This window comes from Lactobacillus kefiranofaciens, from assembly GCF_900103655.1.
In the GTDB taxonomy this organism is placed as follows: domain Bacteria; phylum Bacillota; class Bacilli; order Lactobacillales; family Lactobacillaceae; genus Lactobacillus; species Lactobacillus kefiranofaciens.
The window spans coordinates 1-11,986 of sequence record NZ_FMXC01000045.1 but is presented as its reverse complement, the minus strand read 5'-3'; the positions used below and the strand labels follow the sequence as shown (position 1 = coordinate 11,986).

Genomic DNA, 11,986 nt, shown 5'->3' with positions numbered 1-11,986 from the left:
TTACAGGGGACTATGTCCTCCTTTTTTATGCAATAAAAAACCTGTTAACAGCTTATCATATTGATAAGTCATCAACAGGAAAAATTATAGAGCCAGTAAAGTTAGTAGAAAAGCTACTAGCTTTTTCTTTTAACAAAAAGTGGACAAAAAGTGGACATTGATATACTATGATGTTGAGGAGAAAAATAATGTCGAAGATTGATAGATTTGAAGTAGCAGACAGATTAGGTGTTACTACACGAACTTTAAGAAGATGGAACAATCAAGGAAGATTAGTGCCATTCAGGGATGCGACTAATCATCCGTATTACACAACAAATCAAATTGAAAATTTTTTAATGAAAGGACATAAGATTAAGCATAGGATAATTTGGACATCTAAACATTTGAATAAAACTAAATTAGAGACTTTACTGTCTAAATATTCTAAAGAGTATTTGTTGTTACAAAGCTCCAATACATCTTTGGGTGAAGATATTCAATTATCTAGAATAATTACATATGCATTAGATTATCAATTGGGAGAGTTAATTATTTGTAAAGATCAATTAATTAATCAGCAAGCATTTGAAATCTTACGGATATTTTTAAAAAGATTTAACGTTAAAGTTACAAGTATTGATTAGAAATTTTAAGGAGAAAAACATGACTAATGAAAAAATTGACTGGAGTAAAAAAGAATTAGTAATAGAGAATAATCGTATGCTTAGTAGATGGGTATTAAGGCTAGCATATATGGTTCAAATGCAAGATCGTATTTTCTTATCAAATGTCATTTTATTTACTGGAATAAGGAAAACTAAGCATCAATTTAAGAGTGTTTTGACTTATATGGTACAAACAGAGTATCAGATCAAATTAATGGAGTGTGTTCTTTTTAGACGTCATGATCTTAGTTTAATGCTTTTGGATATCGACTTTAATTCTTTGAGTTGGGCTAAAAAGCAAACCTATGAATGGTTTAAAACATTACCACGTCAGTTAATGTATGATCATGGTTATGTACTAGACTCTAAAACATTTAATTACATTTTAGGAGATGTAGGAATTAATGCAGCTAACATAGTTGATGTGCCTAAAATAGCTGATGAAACCAAGGAAAAAGCTAGAGAATATGCTAAATCATGGTTTAAAGAGAAATATAGTCAAGAAGCAAAAGAAATGAAAAAGCATGAGGTTAATGAAGATGATTTCGATAATTTAATGGATATGTGGTACACAGAATTTGAGTGGTATCCTGATGACAAATTATCTTGCTTTAACTGGTAAAAAACGATTAAATTTTACTTTATTATTTTTCAATATTAAAAATGCTACCTTTTATTCTGTTAAATGAATGAAAGGAGCAATTTATGAAGGAAAATAAATATTTTCTTTTAACTCAAAATTATGAAGAAGTTTTATCAAATGCCATTGATCAATGCTTGATGCTTTTTAGTAAGAGCAATCAGACAAATGAAAATATTATCATTACTAATGTGGGACAATACTTAATTGATTTGGTAGATAAAGGTGACAGTGTAAAGATTCCTGCAGTGACTGATAATATTTTTGTACGTTCTATGGGATTAGCTTTTACGATTCGTTTTGATAAGGATAAACTTGCACTAATTAGTTTAGTTAAATTTATTTTGACTGTAGCAGATAAGGCTTTTGCAGCTGAAAATAATGATCATGAAATAGAAAAGATTGTGGGTCATTATGATTTGGACTAAAGTTATAACACAAAAATTATTTGGAGGATCTAATAGTCAAGATAACGGCTCAACTACTAGATTTTTAGAACAAGACAATGCCGGGACTTTTAGTCTTGATAAGGAAGTTAATCAAAGTCCATACAATCCGTACGTTTTAAATAATATGGATTTTCTAAGGCTTATTAAAAATGTCCTAGCTGATAAGAAATTACAAGTTATTAAGGTTATGGGTGTAACTTGTAGTCAAAAAGTGGTTAAGACAGCCACGCAATTAAATAGTAGTCAAATTATAACAGCATTAGCTAATATTCAATATTTAACTGCGATAATGGTAAAAGAAAAAGCAAGTAATGAATCAGCAATAATCCATAAAAACGGTGTTATTCAGCTAAGTAAAGAAAATGATAAAATAAGTCGTGATTTAGCCACAATTTTAAATAGACAATAAAGAAACAGTTTTTATGAAGTGTTTAAGATGGAAAAGACACTTTTCGGAAACTGTTTTTTTCTTACGTAGAGACTGTTGTGTTAGGATTGGGCTCTGGATAATATGTTAGTATCAACTTTTATAGAATATTGGAGTAATTTTATGAAATATAATTTTGAACAAACTCAATTATCATCAGTTGAGAAGAAAGCTATTCTTAAATTTATAAACTTTCATAATATGATTGTTCCTAAAAGACTAGCTTTATGCCTTCTTACTGTCGACGAGAAGTTTTGGAATAAGTCAGATGCTATTTTAGCTTATTTGGAAGATAACTACATTAGTGGTGATTCATGGCCTGAAATTTGGCAAGATATTTGTAAGAGTATATGGCTTGAGAGTAATGCAATTAAGAAATTAGGTGAATATATTTCTTCAGAAGACGAATTTGATGAACAAATATGTATGATTCAAAAGGCAAATCAATTTATTACTAATCAGATTTCCAAAGAAATTATTAAGTAAAAAAAGCCAGCACTTTATTTTGTGTTGGCTTTTTCTACAGTTAGTTATTATTATCTTAATGAACCTGCAAATGACGGAGGAAATGCTGAAATATTTCCGACTGAGACATTTTGACCATAATCCGGTGCTGCTATGAATTTATCACCGCCAATGTAGATTGCTACATGGTAAGAATGACCAGGTTGCCCCCAAAATAGCAAATCTCCAGGTTGAGCTTGAGAAACAGGCTTTTCATTTACATATGATTCTAGCTGAATTGTGTTGTGTGGTAACGCAATACCTAATTGAGCGTAAACATAATCAACCATACCGGAGCAATCCATTCCGGCGGTAGAATTACCACCCCAGACATATGGAATATTCTCTTGAGTAAGTTGTAGAGCTAAATTAACAGCACGAGATGATATGGTATTTCCTGATACTGCATTTTGCCCTTGATGGACGGCAGATTCACTTACACTAGAAGTAGAGTTAGCGCTAATCAACTTTAATTTTTGACCAATTAAAATTGTTGAATGCCAGTTCAAATGATTGAGCTTTAAAACATCGTTAGTTTTAAGTCCATATTTTTTGGCAATTGTAGAAACAGTATCTCCTTGCTTAACTACATAAGTTTTAGGAATATCAGGAATATTAATATTTTGATTAGGTGTAAGAGATGAATCGGTATTTAAGTTATTGGCTTTAGCTAGTTCCTCAGCTGTCATATGATGATCTTGTGCAATTGATTGAATTGTGTCTCCTGACTTGACTTGCACAGTATCAGCATGTGCTACAGCAGTACCTAAAGTAGCTGAAGCTGAACCACCTGCTAAGAAAGCAGAAGCTAATTTAAATACAGTAGTTAATTTATTAGTAATTATTTTAACTCATTCCTTTCAAATCTGTTGGACGAGATTTCTTGATAATTTGCAATATGTTGTAAAAGAAGAGTAGATAACGTGTGCATCCCTATATCGTTTTTCTTCCAAAGTAATCTGCATTTTGGGCCAATTATTCTTTTTATCTTGTGGCAACAGTTTGAAAATCATCCAAAGAGTAGCTTTGTAATTACTACGGTAAGAAATTTGTTTATCTTCAAAAACATCGAAATACAAAGATTTAGTCTTTATTGCATCTATGATGTTGGGGCTTGCTACCTTACGATTGTTTAAACAAATTTCTTTAGTAGCGATCAATAGTGCAAAGGGAAAATTGTATTTATCTGTATGTCTCAGAAAGATAAAATCTTTACCTTTAGTTAAGCAGTAGGACATAAGCTTCTTTGAAAAATAGATACCAGTATAAAAAGATAAAGTTCTCTGTAAATTGTATTTGTTAATCAAAAAATCATTATAATTAAAAGTCTTAGCTAAGCATGGGACAAAAGAAACATTGTTTGCACGTAGCAGGCAATGCTTTTTTGTGTCTTCATTGACTTCTAATGAATAATTTGATGTAAGAGTTAAATGCTTGGCATAAAGCGAAATACCTTGTCTAGCATTAGGATTCGATTTAACAAGAACTGTAATTGGATTCTTGCAGTAAGGGCAAAATGCAATATATCTACTTGATGAATACGTTGGAGCAAGGTACTGCTGAACGTTATGTAGATTTAAATAATGCCAATGCTTATCTTGTAGACTAGTTAAAAAAATCTTCATTGAATAGTAGCACAGTCCCTTCCTATCAACGTATCTGATTCCATTATGTACGTATAGGGTCAGAGCAAGTTAAAAGTAAAAGTTTACGTTTTTTTGAAAATTAGGTCAACTTACGCAATACGACTCACGATCAGTAAATACTTAAACTTATTAATAGAAATTCAAAAGATCAGAAAGAGGGAAAAAATGAGCGCAAATACAACCAAATATTCAAGTATTAGTGTGGCATTAGTTGATGATTTTATTGATTATTCCAAGCAATTGAAAAACAGCTTTAAGGGGGCTTTTAATCCTTTAGTATCAATTTATTCAATGATTACAGAACTTGATACTACTAAGCAATTAAGCAATGAGCTATTGCTTGATGTAAAGAAAAAACTACAAGTCCTACCAACTTTTTATCATGTTCAAGTTACTAGATTATTTATCACTAGATTTGTAAAAGAACTAGAACCAGATATCCAAGAAACTGAGCTAAATAGAGACTGCGTTGACTTAGAAGATATGTTAATGGCTGCCTGTTCAGATTTCGAAGGCTGGGAGCAAAAAATCCCTTCCATATTAGAGGTTCTTTACTTAACTCTTAGAAGTGGAATTGATAATAAGCAAGATACTGCTTTGCGTAGTCATGTTAATTTACTTGTAAGTGATAGAAACGTTCAAGCACGTGTTTTATATGACTTTTGTAATAAATATCAAGATAAATATGATGCTCGATTAAAGCAGGGGGTATTTCCAAGTGCTAGATAAACGAAAACTAGAGCGTGTGTTGACTCTTATTATTGCATTTGGTTGCTTATTAATTTTAAACGGTTGTTCTATGGTTAAGCCATCATTAAGCAACCAGCAGTTAACTAGTGAATTTAGTAAAGTTACTCAAAGCTTACTAATATCAAGAGGTACTGTAGCTAAACAGGTTATCGGCAAAAAGCCTAAACAGGGCGATGTTAAAATATCATCTGCCAATGCTAAAGTCTTAGCTCAGCAAAAGGATAAAGTAAATCAAAGTCTTAAGAAGGTATCAGCTTCTGCAGGATTAGTAGCGCAATATCCTAAAGCACTTAAAAAATATGATAATTCGGTTTTAGGCTATATAACTTTGTTGCAGCACGGCACCACCATTAGAGAAGCTAGGTCTGAATTTCATAAAGTAGTAGTAGCCGGTCAACGAATTAATATTCAGTATCAGAATATGAAACAGAACCGTTATCTTAATATTGCTACTTTTGCAGATCAAACCTCCGGATATAAAGCAGATAGTCCATTGTCAATCACACCAACTAACAAGAAGAGTAAGAAAAAAGATAATACTCCTGTCAAGAAGCTAAAAGCTCGAAACACATTAAAAGATGGTACTAAAGTAAAAACCATTCATGGTGCATTTAGATTGAGCATTGGTTGGGGAATCTACTTTATTGTATTGGTAATAATTATTATTACATCAATCTTTTTACAACCTAATAGAAGTAATGATTCAATGAATGCCTTAACTGAATCAGGTGGTGCTACGTTGTTTAATCGCCCACGCCCACGTGGATATGAATTATTTCTACTCCGAACTACCGAAATTAGCGTATTAGTTTTGGCCGCATCATTACTTATTTATAACAGGATAGGATAAAGATATATGAACTATTTACAAAAAGCTTTTAAAGTTTTGAAGAAATGTAATTGGGCTACATGGCTTAGCTCCACTAAAGTTACTTTAGCAATTCTGACTGTTATGGCAGTAAGTGGGGTAGCCTATTGGGGATTAGATATTCTTTTTCAAAAGTTACTTATTAAATAGGAAGGAATGTTTTGATGAAGCTGAGAAACTTAATTGAAAACAATCAATTTAAACGAAAGAAATTGGAAAAAATTGTTAGGCGAGTTGAAAGTTATCAAAAGTATTATGCATCCCTTAGTGATGAAAAATTAAAGGATAGTACGACATCATTTAAACAAAGACTACAAGAAGGTGAGACTTTAAACGATCTTCTTCCAGAAGCGTTTGCAGCAATTAGAGAAGCAGATAAGCGAGTGCTTGGTTTATTCCCCTATCCAGTGCAGATTATGGGTGGAATTGTCTTAAACGCTGGCAACTTAGCTGAAATGAAAACCGGTGAAGGTAAAACTTTAACAGAAACTATGCCAGTTTATTTAAATGCTCTTGAGGGCAAGGGTGTACATGTAATCACGGTTAATGAATATCTTTCAGCACGTGACTATGAAGAAATGGGGCCTGTTTTTAAATGGATGAATTTAACCGTTGGCTTAAATAGTAGCAAGATTTTCCCAAGCGAGAAGAAAAAAGCTTATGACTGCGATATTACATATTCGACTAATACTGAATTAGGCTTTGATTATCTACGTGACAATATGGTCATATCTGTAGACCAACAAGTACAACGTGGCTTAAATTATGCGATTGTAGACGAAGCAGATTCCATTTTAATTGATGAAGCTAGGATGCCGTTAATTATTGCCGGGAAAGATAAATCTCAAAGAAACTTATATAAACGTGCGGATGAATTTGCTAAATCTTTGAATGAAGATGACTACGATTACGATAAGGAAACCAAAACCGTGGCTTTAACTCCTAGTGGAGCAGATAAAGCTAATACCTGGTTTGGATTAAAGAATATTTTTGACTCTGAATCATTCACAGAAGCTCACTTTGTAGATGAAGCTTTGAAAGCAAATTATAGTATGAAGCGTGATCAAGACTATGTTGTACAACCAACTAAGGATGGTCATAGTAAAGAAGTAGATATTGTTGATCAAAATACTGGTCGTGTTATGGCTGGTAGACGCTACTCCGATGGTCTGCATCAAGCGATTGAAGCTAAAGAAAATGTTCCAATTAAAGATGCAGATAAAACGGAAGCAGATACGACTTATCAAAATTACTTTAGAATGTATTCCAAATTATCAGGTATGACTGGTACAGCGGCTAGTGATGCACAGGAATTCTATGATACGTATCATATGCAGGTAATTAGTATTCCAACAAACAAGCCTGTTCAACGTCAAGATTTGCCTGATATCGTATTTGCTACAAAAAGAGCTAAGCTTAAAGCTGTTTTAGATAAGATCATTGATGTTCATTCTACTGAACGTCCAATTTTGGTAGGTACTATTTCAGTAGAAAGTTCTGAAGAAATTTCTGAAATGTTAAATGAAAGAGATATTCCTCATGAAGTATTAAATGCTAAAAACAATGGGCGTGAAGCTGAAATAATCGCACAGGCAGGTCAGCAAGGTGCAATTACAATTGCTACTAATATGGCTGGACGTGGTACGGATATTAAATTAGGGCCTCACGTCAGAGAACTAGGAGGATTGTTTGTATTAGGTACGGAACATCATGAATCACAACGAATTGATGATCAGTTGCGTGGGCGTTCCGGCCGTCAAGGTGATCCTGGTACTTCACAATTTTACGTAAGCTTGGAAGATGATCTTTTAATCAGATATGGTACTGAAAGGGTACAGAAGGTAAAGCAACAGCTAATCGACCGTGGGGATGAATATGAACCTATTGAAAGTTTGATTGTTAGACGAGGCATTATTGAAGCTCAGAAGAGAGTAGAAGGCAATGCCTATGATGAACGTAAAAACACGGTAAGATATGACGATGTAATGAAAGATGAACGTGACGCTCTATATCGAGACAGAAATAAGGTTCTTAACTATGATGGGGACTTTGCAAATTATTTGATTCCTATGTTTGCAAGAACAATTAAGTTGAAAGTTGATCTTTACTGTCAGGGAAATAATTGGAATTATGATGGCTTGTTTAGATTCTGCAAAGGAACTTTAGGCTTTGATTTTGGTAAGACTGCTAATCAGGATTTATATATCAAAGCACTTGGTTATGAATTAACTGAAGAGCGAATCGAATCAATGACTAAGGATGAAATTATTGAAACTCTTATTAAAGTAGCACGAGAAGAATATCAACATCGTATTGATGAGTTAGTAAATCCTGAAGATATTTCGTTCTTCCAAAAAGTGGCAATTCTACGGGCAGTAGATGTCAATTGGAGAGAAAATATTGCTACTATGGAGCAATTCCGTCAGTCAGTTACTTTACGTGGCTATGGCCAATATAATCCTTTAGTAGAATATCAGAATTCATCATTTGATCTTTATAGTGAAATGCTAACAAACATTCAAGAAGATATTACTCGCAATTATATGAGAGCAAGTATTGTTGATTAATCGGGAGGAAAAATGAATAAAATTCATAATTTTGTTAAGTCGCCGATAACTAAACGGATCAGTTTTACGATAATGATTCTAATTATTTATCGAGCCTTGTTCTTTGTAACGATTCCTGGTGTCAATAGTGCAGCATTAGCCAAGCTATCAAATAATTCTAGTCTGACAATGCTTTCAATGTTCAGTGGTGGTGGTTTTGAAAATTTCTCGATTATGAGTTTAGGTGTTACTGCTTACATTACCGCACAAATTATAGTTCAGTTGCTTCAAGCTGACGTTATTCCTACTTTCACTCAATGGAGTAAAGAAGGGCAAACAGGTAGAAAGAAATTGGATCAGGTAACAAGATCACTAACTTTAGTTTTAGGTCTTGTTCAAGCTACTGGTATTACATTAGGGATTAACACACTTACTAATGGCAAATTTATGATTGAAAATAATCCCTTTACCATTATAGTTATTGCAGTGTCAATGACTGCTGGTAGCTTCATTGCGATGTGGCTTGGAGATTTAATTACAGAGAATGGACTAGGCAATGGTATTTCTGTAATTATTACTGCAGGTATTCTAGTTCGATTTCCATCTATGATTAATGACGTAATTAAAGGTGTTACTTTTGGTACTAAGGTTAACTGGATCAGATTTTCAGAGCTAATGATTGGCGCAGCCATTTTAATTTTATTAATTGTCTGGTTTACAAGATCAGAATTACGCATCCCCATTCAATATGCACGTAGAGCGCAGTTAACTGGTAAAGATAGTTATTTACCTTTAAAGATTATTGTTCCAGGGGTAATTCCAGTTATTTTCGCCAGCACGATTATGACCATTCCGCAAACTATTTTAATGTTCTTCAATGCAGGTCAAAATTCTTCCTGGTATCGAGTAGTTCAAACATTCTTTACATTATCTACTACTAGCGGAGTAATAATTTATGGGCTTATGATTATTTTCTTTGAATATCTTTACTCAATCGTTCAAATTGAGCCTGATAAATTTGCGGATAATTTGGAGAAACAGGAAGCTTATATTCCTAATGTTTATCCAGGTGATCCTACTAAAGAATTTATTCAAAATATGTTGAATTACTTATCATTACCAGGTTCTTTATTCTTGATGCTGGTTTCAATTATTCCATTATTGGTAGCAAATTCAGTTTCATCAAGCTTACAAATTGGTTTGAGTGGTTCAAGTATCTTGATTATTACTGGTGTTTTAATTGAAATTGGGCGTCAAATTAAGGGACTTAAATTAAAACGTGAATATGGGACATTTTTAAGTACGGACTTTAGTTTAGATGATTAAAAAGATTAAGAAAACTATCAGTGGAATATGTCTAGCATTGATTTTTATGGTAGCAGTTATTGTTTGTTTTGCTGCTATACGATGGAATCATGAGGTTAAAAACAGTACTTACACTGAAGCAATAAATAACCCAGATAAGTTAACGATACTTTATCGACCAGCTTGCTCTAGATGTCATAGGACATTACCTAGGCTTTTTTTAGAACACTACTTGGATAGTAAAGGTGAGTATCTTTTAAATGCTAATAAATTGTCTAAGAAGCAATTAGATGATTTAGAGTGCAGAGTTACACCAACTTTTAGATACAAAAATGTTAGTTATAACATTGATGATTATCAAAGAATAAATAAGATTTGGATGAATAGTCATTAGTGTTCTATTGTTACCAAATTAAAACAAAAATCACAAAAGATTGGTTCTAGCTTAACTAGAACCAATCCAAAAAAGGAGACAGAAAATATGAGCGTAACAGTTGAAATTAATCAATTAACCAATAATTCGTCAAAATTAGGCATTTTTATTAACGATCGTCCAGTATATTGGACATGCAGAGCTTTAGTAAAGAAAGATGATGCTATCGATCATAATTCTGATCATTATATGCGCTATGTAGTAGGTTTATCTTTATTGTCTAATTTGATTAATAAATATACCGATTTAAATGTACCCAAAAATGATTCCAATAGGGATGCATATAAAAACACATTAAATGAAGGAGAAAAAGCTTTATCTAAACGATTTGGAAATGATGGAGATTTCGATAAACTTATGCAACTTTGTAAATTAACTGAGGAAATCTCTGATAATATGCTAAATTATCAGTATAGTGTTGATGGGCCAGAACCACTCAGAGGCTAAAAGTACACAGTAGTAGAGCAAAAAGAGGGTTAAAAGCACTAAGAAACTAATATTTAGCGCAAAAATACCTCTTTTTTTATGCTTTTACATGGATAAATCATCTTAAAAGTCCATCAATACAAGGTTTATTAGCTGAAAAATTGGTTTTATTTTAAAAGAAGGTCTTTTGATAAAACTAGTTAAATTTGATTAATTCCATTGTTGGTATTTAAGGTGTAATCTAACAGTGTTGGCTGATAGGTCAACTGATTCATAATTTTACGATTTTGATTTATTCATACTCTACATACTCTATATGTAAAATTTTACTATGTTTATGAGATGCTTTTCTTGATGGAGAGCTTATCTCTTTATAAATACTTACTTTATATATTTAGACCTATGTAGTTTTCAAAGAAAAACTACATAGTTATGTATCCTTAGCTCAGTTGGTAGAGCGTCTGACTGTTAATAAGAATGTCGTAAGTTCAAGTCTTACAGGATACGTAAAAATTAGAAACTAAGGATTGCCAAAAAATCCTTAGTCTTTTTGGTTAATCACTGAATTCGAGAATAATGCTACACTTTAGTTGTAGAAATAATTTCTGATTATTTTTATTTTGATTATCATCAATTTATGGTTTAAATTGATTTGTTTTCAAAACCCAAAAAGTAGGGCATGTTGATTGTTTATTAATGCTTTTGCATTTATACGATGTTTATTTTTTATTAGTTGTTCTAAGATATTGGTTTTATGACCAATATCTTTTTTTGTGTTCTAGGAGGACAAAAGATATGTCATGGATTAAAGTTGTAAGTCTTAATGCTAAGAGTGGGGAAGTTGTTCCTGAAATTATTGACAATAATAAGGAAAGCTTTTTAAAAGCTCTTGGTAGCAAGCGAATTAGCGATAAGGATGTTGCAATTTCCGAGTTTAAAGTTGGCAACAAAAATTACTCCATCGTTTACAGAAAATCAAATCAAGCTCCCAAAAGATCTTCTAAGAAATACAAGAATGTATCTGCTGTTTCTAAGGATGGTCGAGTTGAGCTTCAAGGTAATTTAGTAATTGCCAATACGAATGACAAGGGACGTGCTTGTTCACTATCAGATGCGGATATTGATAATATTTTGGATAACAAGGTTACTTATCTTGTACCTAAGCCATTGAGTAGTTTTACTTCTATTCAAATTAATATGATTGATAACGCATTTACTCGTGCTTACCGTAAGTATGTTGGTATGTAAAAAGAAAGCTTTGAACTGAGACCTAAAAATTAGACAGTTTAAAATACAGGATTAATAGAGGCTTGATTCCGATATTCTTTCGGAGTTAAGCCTTTTA

The 11,986-nt window shown here is 32.5% G+C and carries 15 protein-coding genes and 1 tRNA gene; 14 read left to right on the top strand and 2 right to left on the bottom strand.

Annotation, left to right across the window (positions count from 1 at the left end):
- The first annotated feature begins 188 nt into the window (after positions 1 to 188).
- From BLP58_RS10495 to BLP58_RS10475, 5 genes are all read left to right on the top strand, one after another.
- Positions 189 to 626, top strand: a complete 438-nt coding sequence (locus tag BLP58_RS10495; RefSeq protein ID WP_013851208.1) for a MerR family transcriptional regulator — start codon at positions 189 to 191, stop codon at positions 624 to 626.
- Positions 627 to 645: 19 nt separating this feature from the next.
- Positions 646 to 1,269, top strand: coding sequence for a hypothetical protein (locus BLP58_RS10490; RefSeq protein ID WP_013851209.1), 624 nt, complete (start codon positions 646 to 648; stop codon positions 1,267 to 1,269).
- A gap of 83 nt (positions 1,270 to 1,352) precedes the next feature.
- Complete coding sequence (locus BLP58_RS10485) at positions 1,353 to 1,715, top strand: hypothetical protein (RefSeq protein WP_013851210.1); 363 nt, start codon at positions 1,353 to 1,355, stop codon at positions 1,713 to 1,715.
- Positions 1,702 to 2,145 (top strand): hypothetical protein, encoded by a 444-nt coding sequence (locus BLP58_RS10480; RefSeq protein WP_013851211.1) that lies wholly within the window; start codon positions 1,702 to 1,704, stop codon positions 2,143 to 2,145. Before BLP58_RS10485 ends, BLP58_RS10480 begins: the two co-directional genes overlap by 14 nt.
- A 141-nt stretch (positions 2,146 to 2,286) precedes the next feature.
- The gene (locus tag BLP58_RS10475; RefSeq protein ID WP_013851212.1) at positions 2,287 to 2,649 is read left to right on the top strand and encodes a hypothetical protein; all 363 of its coding nucleotides are present in this window, start codon (positions 2,287 to 2,289) and stop codon (positions 2,647 to 2,649) included.
- Positions 2,650 to 2,699: 50 nt separating this feature from the next.
- On the opposite strand, the gene BLP58_RS10470 is transcribed toward BLP58_RS10475, so the two are convergent.
- Entirely contained in the window at positions 2,700 to 3,356 is a 657-nt protein-coding gene (locus tag BLP58_RS10470; RefSeq protein WP_439822775.1) for a C40 family peptidase, read from the bottom strand.
- A 171-nt stretch (positions 3,357 to 3,527) separates the two neighbouring features.
- On the bottom strand, positions 3,528 to 4,292 hold the full coding sequence (locus BLP58_RS10465) for a hypothetical protein (protein ID WP_013851214.1): 765 nt from the start codon (positions 4,290 to 4,292) through the stop codon (positions 3,528 to 3,530).
- Positions 4,293 to 4,478: 186 nt separating this feature from the next.
- Here BLP58_RS10465 and BLP58_RS10460 point away from each other — a divergent pair, with 186 nt between their 5' ends.
- The 9 genes from BLP58_RS10460 to BLP58_RS10420 all read left to right on the top strand — a co-directional run bounded on the left by BLP58_RS10460 (position 4,479) and on the right by BLP58_RS10420 (position 11,889).
- The gene (locus tag BLP58_RS10460; RefSeq protein WP_013851215.1) at positions 4,479 to 5,042 is read left to right on the top strand and encodes a hypothetical protein; all 564 of its coding nucleotides are present in this window, start codon (positions 4,479 to 4,481) and stop codon (positions 5,040 to 5,042) included.
- Entirely contained in the window at positions 5,032 to 5,913 is an 882-nt protein-coding gene (secG, locus tag BLP58_RS10455) for a preprotein translocase subunit SecG (protein WP_025084287.1), read from the top strand. The genes BLP58_RS10460 and secG overlap by 11 nt, the downstream gene beginning before the upstream one ends.
- Positions 5,914 to 5,919: 6 nt before the next feature.
- Positions 5,920 to 6,081 (top strand): preprotein translocase subunit SecE, encoded by a 162-nt coding sequence (locus BLP58_RS10450; protein ID WP_013851217.1) that lies wholly within the window; start codon positions 5,920 to 5,922, stop codon positions 6,079 to 6,081.
- Positions 6,082 to 6,095: 14 nt separating this feature from the next.
- Entirely contained in the window at positions 6,096 to 8,498 is a 2,403-nt protein-coding gene (gene secA / locus BLP58_RS10445; protein WP_013851218.1) for a preprotein translocase subunit SecA, read from the top strand.
- Between the two features lie 12 nt (positions 8,499 to 8,510).
- Positions 8,511 to 9,803 carry a preprotein translocase subunit SecY gene (gene secY, locus BLP58_RS10440; protein ID WP_025084288.1) on the top strand — a complete coding sequence of 431 codons (1,293 nt, stop codon included), beginning with the start codon at positions 8,511 to 8,513 and terminating at the stop codon, positions 9,801 to 9,803.
- On the top strand, positions 9,796 to 10,176 hold the full coding sequence (locus BLP58_RS10435) for a hypothetical protein (protein WP_025084289.1): 381 nt from the start codon (positions 9,796 to 9,798) through the stop codon (positions 10,174 to 10,176). The genes secY and BLP58_RS10435 overlap by 8 nt, the downstream gene beginning before the upstream one ends.
- A gap of 87 nt (positions 10,177 to 10,263) precedes the next feature.
- Positions 10,264 to 10,662, top strand: a complete 399-nt coding sequence (locus tag BLP58_RS10430) for a hypothetical protein (protein ID WP_013851221.1) — start codon at positions 10,264 to 10,266, stop codon at positions 10,660 to 10,662.
- 413 nt (positions 10,663 to 11,075) lie between these two features.
- Positions 11,076 to 11,148: transfer RNA gene (locus BLP58_RS10425), tRNA-Asn, on the top strand.
- A gap of 288 nt (positions 11,149 to 11,436) precedes the next feature.
- The gene (locus BLP58_RS10420) at positions 11,437 to 11,889 is read left to right on the top strand and encodes a hypothetical protein (protein ID WP_025084290.1); all 453 of its coding nucleotides are present in this window, start codon (positions 11,437 to 11,439) and stop codon (positions 11,887 to 11,889) included.
- Positions 11,890 to 11,986 lie beyond the last annotated feature (97 nt).